The sequence below is a fragment of the Flavobacterium enshiense DK69 genome (assembly GCF_000498495.1).
GTDB lineage: Bacteria > Bacteroidota > Bacteroidia > Flavobacteriales > Flavobacteriaceae > Flavobacterium > Flavobacterium enshiense.
The window spans coordinates 189,625-214,210 of the sequence record NZ_AVCS01000006.1 but is presented as its reverse complement, the minus strand read 5'-3'; the positions used below and the strand labels follow the sequence as shown (position 1 = coordinate 214,210).

Below are 24,586 nucleotides of genomic sequence, written 5' to 3'. Positions count from 1 at the left end.
TGTTAAAAATAGTAAAAACAAAAAACGCATCCAACAAAGCTGAATGCGTTTTTTAAAATTTATGAATAAAGTTTATTTTAAACTTGCTTTAAGGAACTCACGGTTCATACGAGCGATGTTTTCCAAAGAAATTCCTTTCGGACATTCAATTTCGCATGCACCGGTATTGGTACAGTTTCCGAATCCTTCTTCGTCCATCTGACGTACCATGTTTAATACACGCTGAGTTGCTTCCACTTTTCCTTGTGGCAATAAAGCGTACTGAGACACTTTTGCTCCAACGAATAGCATAGCCGAACCATTTTTACAAGTAGCTACACACGCTCCACAACCAATACAAGCTGCTGCTTCGAACGCTTTGTCTGCGTCGTGTTTTGGAACCGGGGTCGCATTTGCGTCAATTGTGTTTCCGGAAGTGTTTACCGAAACGAAACCTCCAGCCTGTTGGATTCTCTCGAAAGAAGTTCTGTCTACAACCAAATCCTTAATTACAGGGAAAGCTTTACTTCTCCAAGGCTCAACGAAAATCGTATCTCCGTCATTGAACATACGCATGTGAAGCTGACAAGTTGTGATTCCTGTATCCGGTCCGTGGGCACGTCCGTTAATGTATAACGAACACATTCCGCAAATTCCTTCACGACAGTCGTGATCGAAAGCTACCGGCTCGATTTGTTTGTTGATCAATTCTTCGTTCAATTGGTCTAACATTTCCAGGAATGAACTGTCTGTAGAAACGTTATCCAGTTTGTATGTTTCCATACTACCTTTAGCTTTAGCGTTTTTCTGACGCCAAATTTTAAGGTTTATATTGATGTTCTTTTTAGAAGCCATAATTTTTCTTTTTGCTTTTCAACTATTATTTATAATTTCTAGCTGCAATTTTGATAAAATCGTATTTCAAATCTTCTTTGTGTAATACTTCTTTATTGATATCTGAACCTTGGTATTCCCATGCTCCAACAAATGAGAAGTTAACATCATCACGAAGAGTTTCTCCTTCTGAATCCTGATACTCCTCACGGAAGTGACCACCACAAGATTCTTTACGTTGTAAAGCATCCATAGCCATCAACTGACCCAATTCGATGAAGTCAGCAACACGAAGTGCTTTTTCCAACTCAGGATTCAACTCATCGTTGCTACCCGGAACGTAAACATTTTTGTAGAATTCTTCTTTTAAAGCAGCAATTTCAGAAATAGCTTCTGTCAGACCATTCTCGTTACGACCCATACCAACTTTATTCCACATGATGTTTCCTAAACGTTTGTGGAAGTGGTCTACAGACTTAGTTCCTTTATTGTTTATGAAACTGTTGATTTGATCTTTCACGCGGTTTTCAGCTTCAACGAACTCCGGTAAATCTGTAGAAATTTTACCTGTACGAATATCGTCAGCCAAATAGTTAGAAACCGTGTAAGGCAATACAAAATAACCATCAGCCAAACCTTGCATCAAAGCAGAAGCGCCCAAACGGTTAGCTCCGTGATCAGAGAAGTTAGCCTCTCCTGCTACGAAACATCCAGGGATTGTAGACTGTAAGTTGTAATCAACCCAAACACCACCCATAGTATAGTGAACAGCCGGGTAAATCTTCATCGGAGTTTCGTATGGATTCTCGTCAGTGATTTTTTGGTACATCGTAAACAAGTTACCGTATTTCTCTTCTAACCACTTTTTACCTAAAGTAGTGATTTCGTCAGCAGATGGGTTGTGGTTACCTTTTGCGTAAGCAGCCTGCTTACCTTTATTTTGAATCTCAGTAGAGAAATCTAAGTATACACCTTCGTTAGTATCGTTAGCCTCGATTCCGAAACCTGCATCACAACGCTCCTTAGCAGCACGAGATGCAACGTCACGAGGAACAAGGTTACCAAACGCAGGATATCTTCTCTCTAAGAAATAATCTCTGTCGCCTTCAGCAATTTGTACCGGTTTCAATCTTCCTTCACGGATTGCTTCAGCGTCTTCTTTTTTCTTAGGAACCCAGATACGTCCTGAGTTACGTAAAGACTCAGACATCAAAGTTAATTTAGACTGGTTTGTTCCGTGAACTGGAATACATGTTGGGTGGATTTGTACGTAAGCTGGGTTAGCGAACAAAGCTCCTTGCCTGTGGATTTTCCAAGCAGCAGTTACGTTTGATCCCATTGCGTTTGTAGAAAGGAAATATACATTTCCGTATCCTCCGGTTGCAACGATTACAGCGTGAGCTGAATGTCTTTCGATTTCACCAGTAATAAGGTTACGAGCGATGATACCACGGGCTTTTCCGTCAACTTTTACCAATTCCAACATTTCGTGACGGTTGTACATTTCAATACGTCCTAATCCGATTTGACGGTTAAGCGCAGAATAAGCTCCCAGCAATAACTGTTGTCCAGTTTGTCCTGCAGCGTAGAATGTACGTTGAACCTGAGTACCTCCGAAAGAACGGTTATCTAACATACCTCCGTATTCACGCGCGAAAGGAACACCCTGAGCAACACATTGGTCAATGATGTTTCCGGAAACTTCAGCCAAACGGTGAACGTTTGCCTCACGTGCACGGTAGTCACCTCCTTTAATTGTATCGTAGAATAAACGGTAAATCGAGTCACCGTCGTTTTGATAATTTTTAGCAGCATTGATACCCCCTTGAGCAGCAATAGAGTGCGCACGGCGAGGAGAATCCTGATAACAAAATGCTTTTACATTGTACCCCATTTCAGCAAATGAAGCCGCAGCAGAAGCACCTGCCAAACCAGTTCCTACAATAATAATATCGATTTTTGGTCTGTTATTAGGCGCAACCAGCTTAAGGTTATTTTTATGATTAGTCCATTTCTCTGAAATGTGACCATCAGGTATTTTTGAATCTAACTTCATATATTTTGATGTTGATTATTTAACAAAGTGAATATAAACCGGAATAATTGCAAACAATAATGGAACGATGATTGCAAATAAAGTTCCGAAAGACTTAATAGCCGGAGTAAATTTATTGTTTACACCCAACGATTGGAACGCACTTTGGAATCCGTGTAATAAGTGGAATGCCAAAACTGCCATTGCCAATACATACAAAATAGTTGCAATCAATCCAGTCTTTGGATCTTGGAAGAAATCAAAAGTAATTTTATGTAAATCTTTTTGCCCTTCAAAAACAACATAACCGTCTTTATCAACAACAGTCGTAACCGTCTTCTGAGTCAACTCATTTCTTCTTATAACTTCTGCATTAAGTTTACCCTTAGCATCTAAAGGAAAATAGGGCGCTTGCGAACCCAAAACACCTACAGCTACTTTTTGACTCATACCCATCTCAGAAACTTCCCTGGATACCAACGGCATGTTTTTGTCAAAATGCATCACAGCCCAGAAATTTACCATATGCGTAACGATGAACACCAAAATTAATGTTCCTAAAACCGCCATGTTTCTGGATGCCAAAGTACTGTTGTTACTTGGATTGTTCATTGCATAAGCTACCGGTCTTGCTTTCTTGTTTTGAACAGTCAACATAATCCCGTCGATAGCGTGAAAAAGAATTGAAAAGTAGGTTAAATAAGATAATAATTTTACTGCCGGATTGGAAGTCATGAATAATGCATACTGATTAAACTGTGATGCAGTGCCAAAAATCAACTGAAGATTTCCGGCTAAGTGACCCGCCAAAAACAAGCATAAAAATAAACCCGTAAGAGCCATCCAGTATTTCTTTGCGATAGACGACTTTAAAAGCGCAGATTTTGCCATAGTATTTGTTTGAATATAATAGTTTTTTAAAAATCAAACAAAAATAAGGGTATTTCACTTTACCCGCAAAAGTTTGCCGCTTATTTATAATGAATTTAAAATGACACTACCCATTCTTCTTTCCATATTTTTTTCTACAGATTAACATCTTTTGGCCTGAAAGTTCCTAAATTTGGGTTCTTATTATTTTTATAAACCATTTCATTACGAAATGAGCATAACCATAATTGTCCGCAAACATCAATAATGCTATGCGAACTGCATATGACCAATAAAAAACAATAAAAATACACATATGAAATACCATCAGATATCCCGTGATTTATTCATCAAAAACAGACAGAAATTCACGGCAAACATGAAACCTAACAGTGTTGCTGTTTTCAATTCCAACGACATCTATCCTGTTTCTGCGGACAGCACTTTGCCTTTCGCACAGCACCGAGATATTTTCTATTTATCCGGAGTAGACCAGGAAGAGAGTATCCTTTTACTTTTTCCGGATGCGCCTTATGAACACTTAAAAGAAATCCTATTCTTAAAAGAAACCAACGAACACATTGCCATTTGGGAAGGCGAAAAGCTAACAAAAGAACGCGCCTTTGAAGTATCAGGGGTAAAAACCGTGATCTGGTTACAGGATTTCCACAAAACGTTAAAGGAAATAATGGCCTATGCCGATACCATTTACATTAACACCAACGAACATTACCGTGCTACGATTGAAACGGAAACCCGTGAGGCTCGTTTTGTAAAGTGGTGGAAAGAAAATTATCCGGCACACAAGATTGAGAAATCCAATCCGATTTTACAACGTTTGCGTTCCATAAAAGAAAGCGAGGAAATCGATTTAATCCAAAACGCGTGTAACATTACCGAAAAAGGAATCCGAAGATTATTATCATTTGTGAAACCCAGCGTAATGGAATATGAAATCGAGGCCGAACTGGCTCATGAATTCCTAAGAAACCGCTCTAAAGGTTTTGCTTATACGCCAATCATCGCTTCGGGAACAAATGCCAATGTTTTACATTATATAGAAAACAATCAGCAATGTAAAGCCGGCGATTTATTGCTTTTGGATGTTGGTGCCGAATATGCGAACTATTCCAGCGACTTGTCCAGAACGATTCCGGTTTCAGGACGTTTCACAGAAAGACAAAGAGCCGTTTACGATGCCGTTTTACATGTGAAAAACGAAGCAACCAAAATGCTTGTTCCGGGAGCTTTATGGAAACAATATCATATTGAAGTGGGTAAAATCATGACCTCTGAATTACTAGGTTTAGGATTAATCGATAAAGCCGATGTGCAAAACGAAAATCCGGACTGGCCGGCCTACAAAAAATATTTCATGCACGGCACTTCCCACCATATGGGATTGGACACGCATGATTATGGTTTATTACACGAACCAATGGAAGCCAATATGGTCTTTACGGTAGAACCTGGAATTTATATCCCTGCAGAAGGTTTCGGAATCCGTTTGGAGGACGATGTGGTGATCCAGGAAAAAGGAGAACCGTTCAACTTAATGCGCAACATTCCGATTGAAGCAGATGAGATTGAAAGTCTGATGAATTCATAATCTGGAGAATAGAAAATAAGAAAAAGAAGAAAGACGGCTTACGAAAGTGAGCCGTTTCTTTTTTATTACAAAAAATTCGTTTGTTACTAACTAAACAGTATTTTTGGCCTGCAAAAGCATAACACCCTCGTGAGTAAATTCATCATTCATAAAAACACAAAAATAGCTTACTCCGAAAGCGGAAAAGGAACCGCTATAGTCCTGCTTCATGGTTTTTTGGAAAATGCTACTATGTGGGATTTTTATGTTTCCGAATTTGCCAAAAAATACCGCGTTATCACTATTGATTTACTGGGTCACGGACAAACCGAATGCATGGGATACGTGCACACCATGGAAGATATGGCCGATGCGGTTCATGCGGTTTTACATGAATTGCGTATCCGAAAAGCCTTTTTTGTGGGACATTCCATGGGCGGCTATGTTTCCTTGGCTTTCGCCGAATTATATCCCGACAACGTAAAAGGACTTGTACTCCTAAACTCGACTTCCCGAGCTGACAGCGATGAGCGAAAAATGAATCGCGACCGCGCCATTATAGCAGTAAAACAGAATTATTCGGCATTTATCAGCATGGCTATTGCCAATCTTTTCAGCGAAGAAAACCGCGATAGACTTACTGAGGAAATCGAAAATGTTAAAGTCGAAGCATTAAAAACACCGCTTCAGGGCATCGTAGCCGCTTCGGAAGGCATGAAAATACGTAAAGACCGCGAAGTTATCCTTCATTTTGCCCCTTATCCGATACTGCTGATTTTAGGCAAAAAAGATCCGGTTCTGATTTACGAAGACAACCTGGAGCAAATCGAAGGCACAAACGTACAATTGGTTTCTTTCTCTGACGGCCACATGAGCCACATTGAAAATAAAGACCAATTAGGAAAAGTGCTATTGGATTTTTTAAAGTCGGTTTAAAGCATTCCTTCTCTCAAATAACCTCGTTCAATTAATTCTTCTTTATCATTAAGAAAACGTGTCTTTCCGGTTTCCATCAGAATTAATTTTGTAGATACATTGATAACATTTCGATAGTTATGATCAGTGATGATAACACCTTTATGTTTTGCATTTTCCCTGATTAACTGATTCACTTTTTCCGCCATTACCGGAGCTAATCCGTTATAAGGTTCGTCCAGTAGGGCAAATTTTGTCGGATTGAATAAAACAAGTTTGATTTCAAGGTAACGCAATTCACCTCCGGATAAATGGCTGATATTTTTATCCAAAATCGACTGAATCATCGGATCATCACAAAAATTAGAATGTTCCTCCTTTGATATCGATAACCGAATCGATTTTTTAACCGAAAACGATTTCGGAATAAAATTATCCTGAGGCAGATAACTTATTTCTTGGAGCAATTCGGAGTTTTTTTGTTTCAACTTTCCGTCGATGCGGACAAACTTATAATCGGCAGGAACAATTCCGAAAAGGATTTTTAGTAAGGTCGATTTTCCAGAACCATTCCGCCCTAGCAATCCGATGATGTCACCGGTTTCGCATTTCAGATACACGTCGGAAAGCACCAATTTATGTTCAAAATATTTCTGAACGCTGTCGACTTCTAAAACATGCTTCATAAAACCATACGTATTAGACCCCTTACCAATGCCAAGATTCCACAAAAAAGCAAATTAAAAAGTGCACTGCTAATCCACAACTGCATTTTGGAAAGTCCGTTGTTATGATAAAACAAATACGTTTCTTTATTGTTTATTTCTTTTACGGCGATACTGGTTACAAAACCAAAAGTTATAAAAACACTCGAAAATCCCTCTACCCCTCCCCAAAATGTCGGAAGCAAAATTACCGGGAGCAATGAGATCACCAAATTCACTAGCAAAGTGCTTCGGTAAAAAGCGATAAGATTGTTTAATTTTCTGATAGCTGACAAATTAAAAGTTAGTTGTTGATGATTGCAATCGCTCTTTCAAGCACTTCGTCTTTTCCTTCTCGGATGCCTTTAATCGTCGGCTCGGCTTTAACATCCGGTACAATCCCAACGCGTTGGGTTTCGGATCCGTTCGGTGTTAGAATTCCGATTCCTGAGATATAGGTAAAGATATTCCCCGGCAAGTAAATAGCCGAAACATTACCATCCGCACCAGCCGTCGTACTTCCCAAAACAACAGATGCAGGAGCTGTTCGTAACGCCATTGCAGTATACTCCGCACTGCTCTGCGTGGTTTCGTTAACTAAAATCACCACCTTACCCTTAAAATAATCTTTGTTGCTACCTCCTATAGAACTACCTTTTCTGTACGTAAACAATCCTGGCATTTTACTGCTGCCTTCCGTAAATTTTACAAAGTCCTTTTTCTCATTCAACAGATATTTAGACAAACTGAAAACTATAAAGTCTGACGGATAGCATCGGAAATCGATAATTAATCCTTTCTTGTCCAGAAATCTCGGCATGATCTCATCGATTTCGTCTTCTTTCAAAGTACCCGGATAAATATAACCGATATTGTCATTAAGCACTTTATGCGACATCGGGTCTTCTCCAAAATATTTATTCGGAATCGTGGCAAGCGTTACTTTTTTGATTTCTGCTCCGGTATCAATCGTAACTTCTATATTTTCCTGATTAGTTCGCAATAATTTCATGGCAATATCCCGCAATTGGGTCGGATAATTGGAGGCAGGAAAATACTTTATGTTTTCCTTAATCCAGTCGTCAACTTTTACGCCGTTGATTTCGGTTATGATGTCACCCACCTTAGCGGAATTGTCTTTAAACTCCGTCTCTAATTTCACGATAACCGCCTTATTTTCCACAAAACTCAGGCTGATCGGAACAACATTTTTACCAAAAAATTCAGTCAGCACTTTATTCTTGCCCCAAATGTTGGCATGCGTATCCTGTACTTTTCCGATTAACTCCAACAACGCCAACGTATACTCTTTCTCATCTTTTGAATTCGTCATTCTCGGAATAAAATCTTTTAAAACTACATCCCAGTTTTCGTCCATTAAATGTCGGTTTGGAAAAAAGTATTCAATCATATTCCAGTATCGGAATAACGCCAGTAATTTAATACCACTGTCGTCATAGCTCATGGAAGCATACGTTTTTTCGTTCTTAAAATCGGGATTGTTCACACCATGGTTAAAAGCCAAATAGTAATTGGTACTGCTTCGGTCGGCTTTGTTTATTTTTTTCAGCAGCGTTGACAATTCGGCAGACAATAAATTAGTATCTGTTAACCATTGATTGTTGGGCAGTAGTTTCGTATCGGCGGCATCGGGAAGTTTCTGTTCACGGGCTTTGAACGTCCCTAATTTCTTTATCCATTGGACTAATTCGCTGTCGAAATTTTCTTCGTTTATTTTCGGTAATATCCGGAACAATTCATAATCCCAACTGATGGTTCCCTTGGCTATTGCCGGATGGTGGTATTTTACAAAGCCCCATACTTTCCCCAGCACAAACAGATTTCTTTTTTGCGTGTCATTCAAAACGGTAGCGCTAAACTTTGAACCGTTGTCAAATTCGTTGTCTTTGTCTATAATAGAAGGTTCTATTTCAACCTGTTTTAAACTTTCGATTGGTTTTCCGTCGATGTAAACTTTAAAATTGTCAAACCAGGCTTTCCCTTTTCCGACCATAATACCGCCTACGTAAACCTTATCAGGATTGCCTTTAAAATTCAGGCCTATGGTATATTTTTTCCAGTCTTGCGTTCCCTGTAGTTTTTGCCTTTGCATGTTATCAAAAGCGATGGAAGAACCTTGCTTGTCCAAACGCATCAATAGCCCCACAAAACCATCGCGGACATTTTCATATTTCACATAGCCTTCCAAAGTGATTTTTTCCCCTTTATAGTTTGCTGGCAACTGGTAAGCTACACATCCGAAGGATTCGCCTTTTTCGGTTTCAATCCGCATGGAATAGTTTCCGGACTGGGTAGTTACAGAATCTTTTTCAAGCGGATAATCACCCCATTTGATCCAATCCGTAGGTAGTTTTTTCCCTTCGGACAATTCTTCGAAATCAAAGTTGAATTTTGGAGCGGCATTTTGAGCAAACAAAGGACTAATCAAAAGAGCAGCAAGAAACGTGAAAAAATTTTTCATAAATGCGTAGCGGATTAACAGCAATTTTAAATAATTAACTTACATTTTATACGCCGTAAAGAAATAAAAAAACGTGTAGGAAAATTACAATAAAATGTTAAACCTTTTCTTCAAAAGGAACCTCCGCGTTTAAAATCTCATTTATCAAAACAATTACTTCAGCTGTAAAAGCCTCTAAAACTTCGCCACTAATTATTTCATCTGTATTTTTATCTTCTTTGACTGCAAAAGGCAGAAAACCAGCTTTCATATTTTTGAACGAAATAATCCCTGCTTCCATTTCCATACCGTTCTTTTGTTCCTCATACATAAAAGCATAACACAGCAGCTGAATGATTTTATCATTTTTGATATCGGAAGTCAGTCCTCCCCATTCTTTCAACTGAACGTTTCGCAATTCGACTTTACCGGTTTTGTAATCGATAATTCTGATTTTCCCATTGCGCTGTTCGATCCTGTCGACATTTCCTGCAATTTTTACAGGATATGGCAGACGGGAGTCTTCCAAAGTCCGTCCCAAAGATGTTTCCAATGCCAGTACTTTAACCGCATCGCCTGCTTCTATCAATTTCTTTTCATCATTTAAAAAATTGAAGACATTTCGCTTGGCCACCTCAAAGGCCAGCAGGTTTTTCCCTTTCTTGATTTCACCTTCCTTATACACTTCACGGAATTGTTTTTCGACTTCAGCATTTGCTTTAGAAAGCATTTCGTTTATGATTTCAACCGACAGAAAACGATTCAGAAACGGCGTATACAATTCCTCCAACGCCCCGTGAATGATAGTCCCAAGAGTGTTCAAAGCTATGTTCTCTTCCACTTCTTCCACTTCCGAAATCCGTAAGACGCGCTGATTGTAAAATTGAATCGGATTGCGAATGTAACTCGTCAAACCCGAAGGCGAAAAACCTTTACCGGTGGCAATTTCCTTCAGTCGTTCCATAACGCGTTCTGATTTCGGGACCACGATTGGCTCATAGGCTTTCTCCGGCAAATAGGCATTATAAATCTGATGCGTAATAGAATGATTCGGTTGTCTTTCGATTTCAAGTTGCGTGATAAAACGGCTTTTCTCTCCCGCATCCAGACCTTCACTTTCCGTATTGTACAACAGATATACATTCTTGGCGCGCAACAACAGATGATAGAAGTGATAACAGTAAATGGCGTCCTTTTCTTTATAGGTTGGCAATCCCAATTCGCGTTTCACATCATACGGAATAAAGGAATTCGTCGATTTTCCCGCCGGAAATACACCTTCATTCATAGATGTGATAATCACATTGTCGAAATCCAAAACACGGCTTTCCAATACTCCCATAATCTGAAGTCCTGAAAGCGGTTCCCCTTCAAAGGAAACTTCTGCCAGATCAATAATCTGCTTGTAAATGGAATGAAGCATCGCTACCGAATCGATTTGACCGTATTTCTCCTGATAGTTAATCAGTTTATTAATGGTTTTGAAAATCGAATACAGGAACGCTTTAGTTACCTTTTCTTCTTCGGTATCATTCCCCAAAAACGATTTTATACTCAAAATTATGGAGGACAATCGATTTAGAACCGTGACAATATCATTATCCCAACGTTCAAATAACAATTGAAACAATTCGGATGTATTCTGATTAAGCTCAAGAAATTTCTTCTGCGAAAGAAATGTAATATTATTTTGGTTGATAATCCGAATTACACCGGAAGCACTACTGTAAGGCTCCACCAACGGATGGGTGAGTATATCCAAAACTTCCTTGTAGTAAAACGTATAACTCGTCCCACTACGCTGCAGTGCATTAGCATGCAGCTTAAACAATTTGCTGATTAGAATTTGCGCTGGGTTGTTCTTACTGCCATATCCCATGGTAATATTAAGACTTTCCACAGTATTGGGAAGTGCATATAAAGCCGGCAGTAACAAGTTTTCCTCACCCAAAACAAGTGCGGTTTTGTCCAGACTTTCACCTTTTGCCTGAATTCCTTCAATAATCTTACCAGCAATTTTTGCCTGACCGATAGTTTTCGGTGTACCGATGATTTGAATGTTCTTCTTCTGACTGAATTCGGTAGTAATCCATTCGAACGGCTGATTGACAAACTGCTTCCATTCCTTTTTGAACCTGCGAATGAACAAACCGGCATCATGCAACCCATCATTTAAAAAAGCCGCATCAATATCCCAGTAAATCTTAGCCTGTTCATTGAACAGTAACTGCTGAATGATTTTTTCTTCTGCCTGGTTCAGCGCATTGAATCCGGCAAAGATTAGCTTTTTATTTCCCAATGATTCAGAGAAATAGTGGAGGTTTTCCACGGCCTCGCGATAAGTCAGTCCCTGATACCCAATCCCTTTATTTTTTAAATGAAGATATAAAGTCTCATAATACTCCGGTAGTCGGCTCCAAAACTCCAGATGGTTATCGATTAGCGCCGTAGTTTGTGACGGCTGTAAATCCCAACGTTTCAATACCTCGATATCTTCCAGATATGAGAAAACATGATTGGGTTTTAATAAATAGCGGTCGATCTCGTTGAAATCCTGCAACAAGGTTTTACCCCAATTGGCAAACAACTCGAATTCCTGTTGCTTCTCCGATGGTGTTACTGAACGATAAACCTCGTAAAACTCAAAAAGCAATTCAATTGAATCAACACTTCGGATACCGGCGACATCCTGAATAAAATCTTCAATACTGATTATATCCGGAGCAAAAACAGTTTGATCCAACTGCTTCTTTAATGACTCCAATAGGAAAACACGTGCCCTCTTGTTAGGAAGGATTATGGTAATTTCAGAAAGACGGTTCCCAAATTGTGAAACTATCTCATGGCTTACTTTATCAAGGAATGAAAAATGTGTCATGCCATAAAAATAAAAAAAACGCCCCGATAAATCGGGGCGTTTTACTTATTTGTAAAGAAATAAATTATTTTACTAATTTAACTTCTACACGTCTGTTGTTAGCTTTACCAGCTTTAGTTTTGTTTGAATCGATTGGTTTAGTTTCACCGAAACCTTTAGATGACAATCTTTCAGGAGCGATACCGTTTTCGATTAAGTAATTTTTAACCGCAGCAGCTCTGTCTTCAGACAACTTCATGTTGTATTTGTCATTACCATCGCTATCAGTGTGACCCTCGATAGAGAATTTAGCATCTGGGTATTCTTTCAAGATCGCAGTAATGTTTTTCAATACAGCGTATGATCTTTGTTGGAATGTAGCTTTGTTAGTTACAAACAAGATTGTCTTAGCGTAGTCATTCAATGATTTCATAACTGCTTCGCTTAACTCTGGACATCCGTTGTTAGCTACAGTACCCATTACATCTGGACACTTGTCATCTTTATCAGCTACACCGTCTTTGTCAGAATCCGGCCAAGGACAACCAGCGTTTTCAGCAGGACCTTTAACGTCAACACATTTATCAACGTTATCAGCAACACCGTCACCGTCAGTATCAGGACAACCGTTCATTGCAGCAGGACCAGCTACCTCAGGACAAGCATCGTCTTTATCAGCGATTCCGTCCCCGTCAGTATCAGGACAACCGTTTAATTCTTTTGGACCAGCTACTTCAGGACAAGAATCATCTTTATCAGCGATTCCGTCAGCATCAGTATCAGGACATCCTTGGAATTCTTTTAAACCAGCAACTTCCGGACAAGCGTCATCTTTATCATAGATTCCGTCACCGTCAGTATCTTTTCCACCGATTTTGAAAGAAATACCCATGAAGTGTTGCATGTGTGAAGCAATATCATAATCAGGAGTTCTTGTATCGTCGAATGATTGCTTATACGTTGATTGTAAAGACAAACCTATTTGGTCCGTAAACCAGAAGTTTATTCCCAAACCACCATTCACGGTACCTGCAGAAGCATCACCCATGAAAGTATAACCTCCACCAACGTGAACATACGGATCAAACCAACCTTTTAAGAAGCTGTATTTGATAATCCCGTCGATTCCGTAGTACATCAAATCTCCAGGATTAGTTACCGGATAATCTCCAGGAATAGTAGGTCTCTCTCCAACAAATTTATCAATTTTGTTTACTGATCCCGTAATACCAAAGGAGATATTGTTCCCAACAAGTCTTGATACGTTAACATAAGAAATTGAAGGGATAATGTTCCAATAATCTTTAGCATTAAAATACTGAGAGAACTGATCTTCTACCTTAGAAGCAGCACTCACTCTACCACCGTCCATAGCGTTCGCACCGAATGTGATCGCCCAAGGATTGTTACTATCCTGCGCCTGAGAGCTTAAACCCGCAAACATAAGAGCAGCAACAAATAATTTGTTTAGATGTTTCATACTTTTTTTATTTAATTACAATACGTTATAATCAGGACAAAAATAATAGGTTAATTATTAATTACAAAGAGTTTTGTTAAAAAAAATACATTTTCTTACTAAAAAAAAGCTATATATTATATCACTTTTAACATTTTTCCAACCTCTGTAAATGCGTTAATTGCCTTATCAAGATGTTCTTGTGTATGAGCAGCAGATAATTGCACACGAATTCGGGCTTTATCCTTAGGCACTACAGGGAAGAAAAACCCAATTACATAAATTCCTTTTTTAAGCAGTTCGTCCGCCATTACCTGAGACAATTTTGCATCGTACAGCATCACCGGAACGATCGCCGAATCACCATCGATAATATCAAATCCGGCCTTTTTCATTCCGTCTTTGAAGTAGTTAGTATTCCACTCCAATTTATCGCGTAAAGTTGTGTCCTTTTCCAGCAACTCAAAAACTTTAATCGACGCTCCCACAATAGAAGGCGCTAACGAATTGGAAAATAAGTACGGACGGGAACGCTGACGCAGAATTTCAATGATTTCCTTTTTAGCGGTCGTATAACCTCCCATTGCTCCACCAAGTGCTTTTCCAAGTGTTCCCGTGATGATATCCACACGTCCCATCACTCCTTTAGCTTCCAGAGTTCCTTTTCCGGTTGCTCCGATAAAACCAGCCGCGTGACACTCATCCACCATTACCATAGCATCGTATTTGTCAGCCAGATCACAGATTTTATCCAATGGAGCTACTAATCCGTCCATCGAGAACACACCGTCAGTAACGATCAATTTGAAACGACGTCCTTCAGCATTGGCCTGAATCAGCTGTTTTTCCAAATCTTCCATGTTGTTATTTTCATAACGGTAACGAGCCGCTTTACACAAGCGCACCCCATCAATAATGGAAGCATGGTTTAAACTATCAGAAATAATACAGTCTTCCTCACCCAACAAAGGTTCAAAAACTCCTCCGTTCGCATCAAAAGCTGCAGCATACAAAATCGTATCTTCGGTTCCGTAAAAATCAGCTATCTTTTTTTCCAGGTTTTTATGGATATCCTGCGTCCCGCAAATGAAACGCACCGATGACATTCCGAAACCATGCGTATCCAAAGCATCTTTTGCCGCCTGAACCACTTCCGGATGTGACGACAATCCTAAATAGTTATTCGCACAAAAATTCAAAACCGTTTCGCCGGTTGAAATCTTGATTTCCGCACCTTGAGGCGACGTTATGATGCGCTCTTTCTTATACAATCCGTTTTCCTGAATCGAATTCAGTTCGTTTTGCAAATGCTCTTTAATTTTTCCGTACATGTTGTTATATGTTTATTTCGATTGTTTGATTTTTATTACTTGAAGCTTCTCTCTTACTTCTTTACTTTTGACCCTTTTTTCAAAGATCACAAATGTACTACTTCTAACTTTTCCCCTATATACACCAGTGTTTTTTTCTCAACAGAAAAACCCATCTCCTGCAAGGCACTTTCATATTCAGATAATTGGAGTTCATATTTTTTCTGATGGGCTCCGGTTTTGTAATCCAGCAAATAAGCCTTATTCCCTTTTACAGAAACACGGTCGGGTTTGATTGTAGCTGTTCCTTTTTTGATAATATTCTGTTCATTGTACACTTTTTTATCTGCTTCAAAAAACAGTTGCAATTCCGGATGATTAACGATCCGGCCGACCATTTCACGCACTTCCGTTTTTTGGCTCTCCGTGATTAATCCGTTTTCGACTGCTTTCATCAAAGCCAACTCCACATCGTCTTTGGTTCTTACAAACGATAAAATTTCATGAACCACTGTTCCGAATTCGATTGCTTTCATCCTATCCGTTCCCCACATCAAGGCTTCCCTTTGTGCGATTTTGATTTTTTTCGGATTAAAAACCTCATTGACGATTTCAATCACAGGCTGCTTTTCCCTTTCTCCTTTGGCTGTCGACAACCGATTGCTGTCACCAAATTCAAATTCCATTTCATTATCATCATACACTTCTTTAAAATAAAGGTATTTGATAAAATACGACGACATATTGTTCGTAAGCTCGCCTTTACTGGTGAGATTTTTATTCGAAATAACATACAATTGTTCTTCAGCCCTTGTCAAAGCTACATACAACACATTGATATTATCCAAAAGCTCCTCCTGGCTTCTTTCTTCATATACCTGCGCGGCGTTTTCCCCGTATTCAGCCACCTCCTTTTTGGTATCCACAAGCGCTTTCGGAATATTCAGCGTTTCGTCTTCCAATTCCAGCCACATTTTATTTCGTGGCGATCGGGCGTAATCTTCTTCTGCAAAAGGAAAAATCACCACAGGAAATTCCAGTCCTTTCGATTTATGAATCGTCATAATCCTGACCGCATCGTTCCCTTCCGGAGAAGGAATACTGAACTTGGCACCATTGTTTTCCCAATACTCAAGAAAATCCGAAACACCGGCCTGGGTACGCACATCACGTTCCAAAACCAGATCCATGAAATATTGCACGTAAGAAACGGTGCTCTTCTCCTTGATAAAGGTCGAAACGATAATCTCCACCGCTTCATACAATGACTTTTTACGGCAGTTTTTGAACGATATGAAAATACCGGACTCCTTCAGCCAATCCTCCAAGGCTTCTTCCGAAGATTTAGCCATCCCGATTTCTATAAAGTCATGAATCGGCAATTCGGCTTGCTTGTTTTTGGCGATGAAATATAAGAATGCCGCTTTGGCTTCCTTATCGTTGTTATTTTTCAGATAACGCAGCACGTTCAGAATCAGCTTTACCTCCGTGGCATTATCGATCAGCAAGGTTTCCGAAGACAGAATCGGAACATCGTTTTCGGTTAAATAATTCGCAAGCGCAATGCCCGATGCCCGCTTCCTCGTTAGCAAAACAATGTCGCGATACTGAAATCCTTTTGCCTTCACTTTTTCAATGGTCACCAAGGTCGCTTTCAGATACAACTGTTCTTTGTCGTCTGCTTCTTCATCAGACATATCTCCATTTTTTTCCACTTTTGGAATAAACGAAATATTCACATAACCACCTTGTTTGCTGTTGACTTCCTGACTGCTTTTATTTCGGTACAAATCCTGATAATCCTCATTGGAGAATTCATCGGCCAACATGGCAAAAAAGGCATTGTTGAATTCGATCACTTCCGAATAACTCCGAAAATTTTTACCCAACCTCACCAGTTCTTTATCCGGATTGGAAAACGGGTTTTCATCTTTACTCAGACTGATGAACTGTTCGGCTTTACCGCCACGCCAACGGTAAATTGACTGTTTCGGATCGCCCACAATCATCAACGAACCTTGCGTACCGGACAAATCTTCGGAGGAAAGCGCATTATCTATCAGCGGAACCAGATTGTGCCATTGCATTTCGGAAGTATCCTGGAATTCATCAATAAAGAAATGTTTATAGCGTTCCCCCAACCGTTCATAAATAAAAGGTGCGGGCTGATTCTGGATTTCGTTGTGGATAATCGCATTGAATTCGGAAATCGACAAAATGTTTTTCTCTTTCTGAATTGTGTCAAGCTCCTGAGCAATCGAGTTCAGTAGCGATAAGGGCGTGATGTTTTTCTGAAAAGCAGCGTAGAAATTCTTCTTTTCGTAATTTTTATACACTTTGGCCAGAATTACAATCAGTTCCGGCGCTATACTTTCGATTATGGCTTTATCTTTTGCTGCTTTATTCACCTGAATATCTTCGGCTTCAAAAAACTTTTTATGCGAACTTTTCAATTCACCATTTTGAATATAGCCCAAATGATTGGGGAATGTGCCGCGTGAAAAAGATGATTTATCAATGCTATTGTTTTCTATCAACTGCAGTGCTTCTTCAGCTAAATCCACACATTCGTTTTCCAGTGTTTTTATAGCCTCCGCCAGTTTTTCCCGGATCTCTAAAAATTCATCGATAGTCTTTTCGTGGAAATGCGAGATTTCGTTTCGGTTGTTTTCGTTAACCAAAAGTCGGCTCACATCAAACAATTCATGCGTTACATCCCAACTCTTATCGTTATCGGTTTTATCAACGGAAAAATCGACTAGTATCTTGGTCAGTAACTCGTCTTCGCCCGCTTTGGCAATAATAGCGTCAACCGCCTCCTGCAACAGCAAATCAGTTTCCAGTGACACTTCGAATGTCACGGGAAGATTCAAATCATGAGCAAAAGCACGAATTACTTTATGGGTAAATTTATCAATAGTGGAAATATCAAAAGCCGCATAATTGTGAATGATGTTTTTGATGATCGCCTTCGATTTGTCTTTAATGGTTGCCACAGAAAGCTTGGTTTCCGAGGCTATGTCTTTCATAAAATCCTGCGCTTTTGGATTCGGTTCGTCTTTGGAAAATTCGTGTAACGAACTCACGATACGGGATTTCATTTCCTCCACCGCTTTATTGGTAAAAGTGATGGCGAGGATTTTCTTGTAGGCATCGTTGGTGTTGGCCAACATGAGAATTTTTAAATATTCTTTTACCAGCGTATAGGTTTTTCCGGAACCGGCCGAGGCATCGTAAATGGTGAAAGCTTTTTTATCCAAATTATTTTGACTTCAATTGGTTTTGACACTGTAAGAATAGCCTAATACTATTTTCTTTTACGAAGATAAATTTATATTTTTGAATGCATTTAATTATTAATCTTTAAATATAAAAATATCATGGCATTCGAATTACCACAATTACCATATGCTTATGACGCCTTAGAGCCTCATATTGATGCAAGAACAATGGAAATCCACCATTCAAAACACCACAACGCTTATATCACAAACTTAAATACCGCTATTGCCGGTACAGATTTGGAAGGGAAATCTATTGAGGATATCCTTAAAAATCTTGACATGAACAATATGGCTGTTCGCAACAACGGTGGCGGGCATTACAACCACACAATGTTTTGGGAAATCATGGCGCCAAATGCCGGCGGCCTTCCAACTGGAGAATTAGCTGAAGCTATCAATACCGCTTTCGGTTCTTTTGAACAATTCAAAGCAGAATTTGCTAAAGCCGGAGCAACCCGTTTTGGTTCAGGATGGGCTTGGTTGTGTGTAAAAGATGGTAAATTGGAGGTATGTTCTACGCCAAACCAAGACAACCCAATCATGCCGGGAGTTCCTTGCGGCGGTCAGCCAATTTTAGGAATGGACGTTTGGGAACATGCTTATTACCTAAACTACCAAAACAGAAGACCAGATTATATTGAGTCTTTCTTCAACGTAATTAACTGGACAGAAGTTGCAAGAAGATATGCAGCAGCGAAATAATAATTTCGCAATACTTTTATAAATCAAAAAGAGAACTAGTTAGTTCTCTTTTTTTATGGATTTTTGTGATTTTTCCTAAAAATAAAAAGGTGGAATTGCTTCCACCCTTTTTGCCCCAAATCTACCATAAACTTAACCTACTAATGCTATGGTGATACGAATGTATGGCGACTATATTTCCCTCTCAAATAAATCAGATATACTGCATTTTTTTTCGACAAAGTACATTTTCATGTGATAACAAACCTTTAATCAGCAACAAATTACCTTCGTTAAATGCAAAATGGATAAAATAAAAAAGGTGGAATTGCTTCCACCCTTTTTGCCCCAAATCTACCATAAACTTAACCTACTAATGCTATGGTAGTACGAATGTATTGCGATGCTTTTCATCTTTCAAAAAAAACTGACGAAATGCAAATAAAATCGACGAACGGTATTTTTGTAAGATTTTTAGTAAGCGCGCGCATCTTTACCTTCATAGAAATTCATGAAGGCACGATTCACCACGCGATTACCACCATCCGTTGGATAATTTCCTGTGAAGTACCAGTCTCCTAAGTTTTTAGGACATGCCTTATGTAAATTTTCAACCGTTTGGAAGATGATTTTAACTTCTGTTTTAACCGTACTTTCAGTTAACATCTGAGCGATTTTATCTGAAATCTCTTGATCGGTGAACGGCGCATAAATCTCTTTTACGTAATTCACCACCTCACTGTCATGGAAATTCTCTTGTGCTTTAGACTTCTTATAAACGTCTTCAACAATATGCATTAAATTACGCTCTTTCAACAATTCCATTGCCGCACGGAACGCTACTAAACCTTCCAGTTTTGCCATATCGATTCCGTAACAGTCCGGATAGCGGATTTGCGGTGCCGATGAAACAATAACAAGCCTTTTCGGATTCAGACGATCCATCATTTTGATGATACTTTTCTGCAGGGTAGTTCCGCGAACGATACTGTCATCGATGATAACCAAATTATCAGTTGGTTTAATCACTCCATATGTCACATCATATACGTGTGCCACCATATCATCACGACTACTGTCTTCTGTAATGAAAGTACGCAATTTCACGTCTTTAATCGCAATCTTCTCCGAGCGTAATTTCACCGACAAAATTTCCTGTAATTTTTCTGCGGAAAGTGAATCTTTATTGGCTAAAATATCAGCAATTTTCCTTTGATTCAAGAAATCATTGGCCGCCTCAACCATTCCGTAGAATGAAGTTTCTGCCGTGTTCGGAATATAGGAAAAAACGGTGCTGTCCGTATCATTTTCAACCGCTTCCAAAACCGCTGGCATGATTAATTTTCCTAAATCCTTACGTTCCTGATAAATTTCGGCATCACTACCACGGGAGAAATAGATTCTCTCAAACGAACAGGCTTTCAATGGCAGAGCTTCACGGATTTGCTCATCGATTACACGACCGTCTTTTTTAACGATAATGGCATGCCCCGGTGTGATTTCCTTAATGGATTCGAATGGTACATTGAAAACGGTCTGAATAACCGGTCGCTCTGAAGCTACCACCACGATTTCCTCATCCTCATAATAAAACGCCGGACGAATTCCTGCCGGATCACGAGTTACAAAAGCGTCTCCGTGACCTAATAATCCTGCCATGGCATAACCGCCATCCCAGTTTTTGGAAGCTCTTCTTAAAATTCTTCCTACATCCAATCTCTCGGCAATAACAGGAGAAGCTTCTCTTTTACTTAAACCTTCGTTTTTACAATCCTTGTACAATTCATCAACTTCATCATCAAGAAAATGACCGATTTTTTCCATTACTGTAACGGTATCCGCCATTTCTTTCGGATGCTGACCCAAACGTACCAGATCTTGGAAAAGTTCTTTTACGTTAGTCATATTGAAGTTTCCGGCCACAATCAGATTACGATGCATCCAATTGTTCTGACGCAAAAACGGGTGAACACTTTCTATGCTGTTTTTACCGAAAGTCCCGTAACGAACGTGTCCTAAAAACAATTCGCCAATATAGGGAACGTTCTCTTTTTGAAGTGCAACATTATCCTGATATTCAGGGTTCTGTTTCATTTCTTCGTTGATACGCTGATTAATTTGTGCGAAAATATCCTGAATAGGTTGCGCCTGATTGGAACGCACACGGCTAATGTAGCGCTCTCCGGGTTCCATATCCAGTTTAATGCTGGCAAGACCTGCTCCGTCCTGACCGCGGTTGTGCTGTTTTTCCATTAAAAGGTACATTTTCTGTACCCCATAAAAAGCGGTGCCATATTTTTCTTTGTAGAATTCCAATGGCTTTTTCAATCTTAAAAGTGCAATGCCACACTCGTGTTTTAAAGCGTCGCTCATAATTATTGTGTGTTGTGTTGTTTATTAATCAAAAGAGCCCCGTTTCCGAGGCTCGTATGTAAGTGCTAGTTTTCCAGCGCAATGTCAAATTGTGTTAAGGCCTTAAACTGTCGTAAACGAGCCGAAACCTCCTCTTTCTGTAACTTTTCCATTCTTTCCGTTCCGAATTTCTCCACACAGAAGGAGGCTAAATTTGAACCGTAAATAATGGCGTTTTTCATGTTGTCAAACGAAATGTTTTCGCTTTGTGTGATAAACCCTGCGAAACCTCCTGCGAATGTATCGCCGGCTCCTGTCGGGTCAAACACTTCTTCCAAAGGCAATGCCGGTGCAAAAAACACTTTATCGCTATTGAAAAGTAAAGCCCCGTGTTCTCCTTTTTTGATTACCACGTATTTCGGCCCCATCTCATGAATTTTAGCAGCAGCTTTCACCAATGAATACTCTCCAGACAACTGACGCGCTTCTTCATCGTTGATTGTAATCACGTCTACGCGTTTGATTACGTCCAACAATTCCGGTAATGCACAATCCATCCAAAAATTCATGGTATCCAAAACAACTAATTTTGGTTGTGTCTCCATCTGATCCAAAACGCTGCTTTGAACTAATGGATGTAAATTCCCAAGCATTACCACATCAGCGTTCTTGAAATCAGCCGGAACTTTCGGCTGAAAATCTGCCAATACGTTCAATTGGGTATCCAAAGTGTCTCTGGAATTCAAATCGTTGTGGTAACGACCGCTCCAAAAGAATGTTTTTCCGCCCTGAACCACTTCAAGACCTGAAATATCAATATTTTTGGCTTTTAATAAATCTAAATATTCTTGTGGAAAATCGTCTCCTACTACGGAAACAATGGCTGATTTCAGGTTGAAATGAGAAGCTGAAAGTCCGATATATGTTCCTGCCCCACCTAAAATTTTATCGGTTTTCCCGAAAGGTGTTTCAATGGCATCAAACGCTACCGTCCCTACAATCAATAATTTGTTCATAAAATGATCCTACTTTTGAAGGAGCAAATGTACGACATAGTTTTCGTTCTAAAAAGCCTATTTTTTGTTAAGATTTTCGACGTGCCGCCTAAGCGCTTTAAAAGAATCGAACGGACCCTTGGTTACCACCATATTAACCATAAAGGCCGGAATCATTCCTCCGGGGTCACCGTAAACTTGTTGGATCACCAATGTTTGCTTGGCATCAATCCGTTTTAAATACCAAAAACCCTTAAAATTAGTTAACCGGACACGACCTTCTTTTTCTTTCAACAGCCTATTATCAGGAGTTATGGTAATGATTCGTTCGTTTCCTTTGTTTATTAACGTAACCCGGGAAACATTATCCCGCTCTTGTATTGGCCATCCTAAATGATGTACTATATAAAATATCCAGCTGGTATCTGAAACCTTTTTCACCAACTCACTGTGCCGGTTTTTAAAATTCCATTTCTGAAGACTTTTTACATCAATCAGCTGTTTTACGATGGTATCAATGTTGGCATGAACCGTCATAACAGCCTTGTATTCCCTAAAAGCAGTGGTGTCAAATTTGGTCAAATAAATTTTTATGCCCTCTTTGTCAAGGGCGAGTTCCGTTTTTTTCTGTGAATGGGCACAAAAACCCATCAAAAGACAAAAAAGCGAGTAAAATAGATATGACAGGGACCATTTCATCCCTTAAAGTTATAAAAATCAAAGCAACTGACCTTCTTCTTTTTCATAAAAAAAATCAACAGAAAGCTTCTCTTGTTGTGAAGCCATTACTGCCAAAGCGTCGCAACGCTCGTTTTGAGGATGACTGCTATGTCCTTTAATCCATCGAAAATCAACCTGATGCTTGCGGTAAATTTTAAGAAAACGCATCCATAAATCAGGATTTTTCTTTCCTGCGAAATTTTTCTTTTCCCAACCGAAAACCCAACCTTTCAGAACCGAATCGATCACATATTTGGAATCTGATGTTATCAAAACGGCTGTCCCCTGCTTTTTTAATTTCTCCAGACCCACGATAACTGCCAGCAGCTCCATCCTGTTATTGGTCGACAACCGGAAACCTTCGTAAAATTCTTTTTTATAAGGAGTCCCTACCATTTCCATGATCACACCATAACCAGCAGGCCCAGGATTTCCCTTGGATGCGCCATCGGTATAAATATGTACTTCGTAGGATTTCAATACTTTTGATTAATGGGATAGCAGTTTTTCGATTACTTCCGGGAAATGCCTATATTCCAATTCATGAACTTTTTCAGCGATTTCTTCCGGCACAGTACAGTCTTCAATTGAAGTGGTAGCCTGAAAAATTATTGCTCCCTCGTCATATTTTTCATTTACATAATGAATCGTGATACCGGTTTCTGCATCCTTATTATCTAAAACCGTCTGATGCACTTTCATGCCGTACATTCCTTTTCCACCGTATTTTGGCAATAAGGCCGGGTGGATATTAATGACTTTATCCGTATAGTTTTCAATAATCTCGTTAGGAAACATCAGAAGGAATCCAGCCAACACGATCAGATCCGGCTGCAGCTCGTTAACTTTTCGCGAAACCGTTCCGTCGGCTAACTCAGCTTTATCAAAAACTATTGCAGAAACACCATGGTTTTCAGCCCTTTCTATAACTTTAGCCTTTGCATTGTTCGTTAATACCGCAACCACATCAGCCTTTTGGTTATTTTTGAAATGCAGTATGATATTTTCGGCATTCGAACCGGAACCGGAAGCAAAAATCACTATTTTTTTCATCTGACCCTCTAACATTTAAATAGACGGAAAACCATCGTTTTCACAGTGCAAAAAAAAGAATAATAAACGATAATAAATAAAAATTAAGAGACTTTATAAAATTATTTTTTTTAATTTCGTAGTCACATTTTTTCAGTAAACCGTTGTTTTAAAATAAAGTTTTTTATTTTTGCCAACAATTTAAATTTAAAATCAAAGATTATGTCAGACATTGCATCAAGAGTAAAAGCGATTATCGTAGACAAATTAGGTGTTGACGAAAATGAAGTTGTAACTGAAGCTAGCTTCACAAACGACTTAGGAGCTGATTCATTAGACACTGTTGAGCTTATCATGGAGTTCGAAAAAGAATTTGATATTCAAATCCCAGACGATCAAGCTGAAAACATTGCTACTGTTGGTCAAGCTATTTCTTACATCGAAGAAGCTAAAAAATAATAACTTACATAAACCTCATGCATTCTCCGGAATGCATGGGTGTTATTATTT

Annotated in this window: 18 protein-coding genes; 4 read left to right on the top strand and 14 right to left on the bottom strand. The window is 39.3% G+C overall.

All coding sequences use genetic code 11. The annotated features are described in order from the left end of the window. Positions 1–72 precede the first annotated feature (72 nt). Genes FEDK69T_RS03725 through FEDK69T_RS03715 form a run of 3 tightly spaced genes read right to left on the bottom strand, consistent with a single transcriptional unit; the run spans position 73 to position 3,739 of the window. A complete protein-coding gene (locus FEDK69T_RS03725) occupies positions 73–834 on the bottom strand; it encodes a succinate dehydrogenase/fumarate reductase iron-sulfur subunit (RefSeq protein ID WP_023572813.1) in 762 nt (253 codons plus the stop codon). Between the two features lie 25 nt (positions 835–859). Next, entirely contained in the window at positions 860–2,869 is a 2,010-nt protein-coding gene (locus FEDK69T_RS03720; protein WP_023572812.1) for a fumarate reductase/succinate dehydrogenase flavoprotein subunit, read from the bottom strand. Between the two features lie 15 nt (positions 2,870–2,884). Beyond that, complete coding sequence (locus tag FEDK69T_RS03715) at positions 2,885–3,739, bottom strand: succinate dehydrogenase cytochrome b subunit (protein ID WP_023572811.1); 855 nt, start codon at positions 3,737–3,739, stop codon at positions 2,885–2,887. A 295-nt stretch (positions 3,740–4,034) separates the two neighbouring features. Here FEDK69T_RS03715 and FEDK69T_RS03710 point away from each other — a divergent pair, with 295 nt between their 5' ends. Together FEDK69T_RS03710 and FEDK69T_RS03705 are read left to right on the top strand one after the other, a co-directional pair. Then, positions 4,035–5,327 carry an aminopeptidase P family protein gene (locus FEDK69T_RS03710; protein WP_023572809.1) on the top strand — a complete coding sequence of 431 codons (1,293 nt, stop codon included), beginning with the start codon at positions 4,035–4,037 and terminating at the stop codon, positions 5,325–5,327. Between the two features lie 129 nt (positions 5,328–5,456). Beyond that, entirely contained in the window at positions 5,457–6,242 is a 786-nt protein-coding gene (locus FEDK69T_RS03705; RefSeq protein ID WP_035630733.1) for an alpha/beta fold hydrolase, read from the top strand. On the opposite strand, the gene FEDK69T_RS03700 is transcribed toward FEDK69T_RS03705, so the two are convergent. The 6 genes from FEDK69T_RS03700 to FEDK69T_RS03670 form a co-directional block, all read right to left on the bottom strand. Further along, positions 6,239–6,907 (bottom strand): ATP-binding cassette domain-containing protein, encoded by a 669-nt coding sequence (locus FEDK69T_RS03700; RefSeq protein WP_023572806.1) that lies wholly within the window; start codon positions 6,905–6,907, stop codon positions 6,239–6,241. The two genes, FEDK69T_RS03705 and FEDK69T_RS03700, sit on opposite strands and share 4 nt — an antisense overlap. A 322-nt stretch (positions 6,908–7,229) precedes the next feature. Then, a complete protein-coding gene (locus tag FEDK69T_RS03690) occupies positions 7,230–9,407 on the bottom strand; it encodes a S41 family peptidase (protein ID WP_023572805.1) in 2,178 nt (725 codons plus the stop codon). 97 nt (positions 9,408–9,504) lie between these two features. After that, complete coding sequence (locus FEDK69T_RS03685) at positions 9,505–12,264, bottom strand: PD-(D/E)XK nuclease family protein (protein ID WP_023572804.1); 2,760 nt, start codon at positions 12,262–12,264, stop codon at positions 9,505–9,507. 64 nt (positions 12,265–12,328) lie between these two features. After that, a complete protein-coding gene (locus FEDK69T_RS03680; RefSeq protein ID WP_023572803.1) occupies positions 12,329–13,723 on the bottom strand; it encodes an OmpA family protein in 1,395 nt (464 codons plus the stop codon). Between the two features lie 116 nt (positions 13,724–13,839). Next, positions 13,840–15,033, bottom strand: a complete 1,194-nt coding sequence (gene kbl, locus FEDK69T_RS03675) for a glycine C-acetyltransferase (protein WP_023572802.1) — start codon at positions 15,031–15,033, stop codon at positions 13,840–13,842. Positions 15,034–15,119: 86 nt separating this feature from the next. Next, positions 15,120–18,272 (bottom strand): UvrD-helicase domain-containing protein, encoded by a 3,153-nt coding sequence (locus FEDK69T_RS03670; protein WP_023572801.1) that lies wholly within the window; start codon positions 18,270–18,272, stop codon positions 15,120–15,122. A gap of 120 nt (positions 18,273–18,392) precedes the next feature. Between FEDK69T_RS03670 and FEDK69T_RS03665 the strand changes: the two genes are divergently transcribed. After that, a complete protein-coding gene (locus FEDK69T_RS03665) occupies positions 18,393–18,998 on the top strand; it encodes a superoxide dismutase (RefSeq protein ID WP_023572800.1) in 606 nt (201 codons plus the stop codon). A gap of 453 nt (positions 18,999–19,451) precedes the next feature. Here FEDK69T_RS03665 and FEDK69T_RS03660 read toward each other — a convergent pair whose 3' ends face one another. The 5 genes from FEDK69T_RS03660 to purN form a co-directional block, all read right to left on the bottom strand. Beyond that, complete coding sequence (locus FEDK69T_RS03660) at positions 19,452–21,350, bottom strand: amidophosphoribosyltransferase (protein ID WP_023572798.1); 1,899 nt, start codon at positions 21,348–21,350, stop codon at positions 19,452–19,454. A gap of 65 nt (positions 21,351–21,415) precedes the next feature. After that, a complete protein-coding gene (locus FEDK69T_RS03655; RefSeq protein ID WP_023572797.1) occupies positions 21,416–22,345 on the bottom strand; it encodes a PfkB family carbohydrate kinase in 930 nt (309 codons plus the stop codon). A 57-nt stretch (positions 22,346–22,402) separates the two neighbouring features. Further along, a complete protein-coding gene (locus FEDK69T_RS03650) occupies positions 22,403–22,975 on the bottom strand; it encodes an START domain-containing protein (protein ID WP_023572796.1) in 573 nt (190 codons plus the stop codon). A 66-nt stretch (positions 22,976–23,041) separates the two neighbouring features. After that, on the bottom strand, positions 23,042–23,524 hold the full coding sequence (locus FEDK69T_RS03645) for a ribonuclease HI (RefSeq protein ID WP_023572795.1): 483 nt from the start codon (positions 23,522–23,524) through the stop codon (positions 23,042–23,044). A gap of 9 nt (positions 23,525–23,533) precedes the next feature. Beyond that, positions 23,534–24,097 carry a phosphoribosylglycinamide formyltransferase gene (gene purN, locus FEDK69T_RS03640; protein WP_035630683.1) on the bottom strand — a complete coding sequence of 188 codons (564 nt, stop codon included), beginning with the start codon at positions 24,095–24,097 and terminating at the stop codon, positions 23,534–23,536. Positions 24,098–24,298: 201 nt separating this feature from the next. Here purN and FEDK69T_RS03635 point away from each other — a divergent pair, with 201 nt between their 5' ends. Beyond that, positions 24,299–24,535, top strand: coding sequence for an acyl carrier protein (locus FEDK69T_RS03635; protein ID WP_007137004.1), 237 nt, complete (start codon positions 24,299–24,301; stop codon positions 24,533–24,535). Positions 24,536–24,586 lie beyond the last annotated feature (51 nt).

Coding starts and splice junctions, on each gene's coding strand:
- FEDK69T_RS03725 (WP_023572813.1), bottom strand. CDS start 834: ATGGCTTCTAAAAAGAACATCAATATAAACCTTAAAATTTGGCGTCAG.
- FEDK69T_RS03720 (WP_023572812.1), bottom strand. CDS start 2,869: ATGAAGTTAGATTCAAAAATACCTGATGGTCACATTTCAGAGAAATGG.
- FEDK69T_RS03715 (WP_023572811.1), bottom strand. CDS start 3,739: ATGGCAAAATCTGCGCTTTTAAAGTCGTCTATCGCAAAGAAATACTGG.
- FEDK69T_RS03710 (WP_023572809.1), top strand. CDS start 4,035: ATGAAATACCATCAGATATCCCGTGATTTATTCATCAAAAACAGACAG.
- FEDK69T_RS03700 (WP_023572806.1), bottom strand. CDS start 6,907: ATGAAGCATGTTTTAGAAGTCGACAGCGTTCAGAAATATTTTGAACAT.
- FEDK69T_RS03690 (WP_023572805.1), bottom strand. CDS start 9,407: ATGAAAAATTTTTTCACGTTTCTTGCTGCTCTTTTGATTAGTCCTTTG.
- FEDK69T_RS03685 (WP_023572804.1), bottom strand. CDS start 12,264: ATGACACATTTTTCATTCCTTGATAAAGTAAGCCATGAGATAGTTTCA.
- FEDK69T_RS03680 (WP_023572803.1), bottom strand. CDS start 13,723: ATGAAACATCTAAACAAATTATTTGTTGCTGCTCTTATGTTTGCGGGT.
- kbl (WP_023572802.1), bottom strand. CDS start 15,033: ATGTACGGAAAAATTAAAGAGCATTTGCAAAACGAACTGAATTCGATT.
- FEDK69T_RS03665 (WP_023572800.1), top strand. CDS start 18,393: ATGGCATTCGAATTACCACAATTACCATATGCTTATGACGCCTTAGAG.
- FEDK69T_RS03660 (WP_023572798.1), bottom strand. CDS start 21,350: ATGAGCGACGCTTTAAAACACGAGTGTGGCATTGCACTTTTAAGATTG.
- FEDK69T_RS03655 (WP_023572797.1), bottom strand. CDS start 22,345: ATGAACAAATTATTGATTGTAGGGACGGTAGCGTTTGATGCCATTGAA.
- FEDK69T_RS03650 (WP_023572796.1), bottom strand. CDS start 22,975: ATGGGTTTTTGTGCCCATTCACAGAAAAAAACGGAACTCGCCCTTGAC.
- purN (WP_035630683.1), bottom strand. CDS start 24,097: ATGAAAAAAATAGTGATTTTTGCTTCCGGTTCCGGTTCGAATGCCGAA.
- FEDK69T_RS03635 (WP_007137004.1), top strand. CDS start 24,299: ATGTCAGACATTGCATCAAGAGTAAAAGCGATTATCGTAGACAAATTA.